Source organism: Achromobacter sp. GbtcB20 (assembly GCF_019091095.1).
Classification (GTDB): Bacteria; Pseudomonadota; Gammaproteobacteria; order Burkholderiales; family Burkholderiaceae_B; genus Achromobacter; species Achromobacter mucicolens.
Genome location: NZ_JAGXJZ010000230.1, coordinates 1 through 463 on the forward strand (window position 1 = coordinate 1; position 463 = coordinate 463).

2 pseudogenes are annotated in these 463 nt (G+C 58.1%); both read left to right on the forward strand.

Annotated elements, in window-relative coordinates:
- Positions 1-161: pseudogene (cap8, locus tag KVT32_RS32560) on the forward strand (type III CBASS phage resistance system CD-NTase-associated protein Cap8); the annotation flags it as partial.
- Positions 158-463: pseudogene (gene cap7 / locus KVT32_RS28735) on the forward strand (type III CBASS phage resistance system CD-NTase-associated protein Cap7); the annotation flags it as partial. The pseudogenes cap8 and cap7, both read left to right, overlap by 4 nt.

Sequence of the window (463 nt, forward strand, 5' to 3'; positions counted from 1 at the left end):
TGTCGTGTCCGAAGGAGCAGCTCGGCTGGGTGCAAACCGCGCTCAAAAAGCACAGTTCTCGCATCATTGCACGGGACTTGAGCCAAGGAATTGCCACGCAGGCGCAGGCCGATGCTGGACAAGCGCTGTCGCTCGACCTCGGAGGTTTCCTCAAGTCATGAGCACCGTCGCCACCTACTCGTACACGCACTCGGTTACCTATGTGACCGACAACATCCTCAAGAGCTTGAAAGACATCATCCTGCTCAGTGGGCTGGACCCCGAGCACTTCGCGGATCGCTGGGAGAGCAATACCCGAGCCATCAAGACGTGGCTCGGGACCGGTGATCTGCGCAAGGTGATTCTGGAGATCTACAACCCGGCAACCGACAAACTCGTGACCCGATGGGATATCGACATCGTGTATGGGTGGTCCGATGGCGACGGCAGCTTCTGGACAGATAGCGAGCAGTTGAAGTACGCG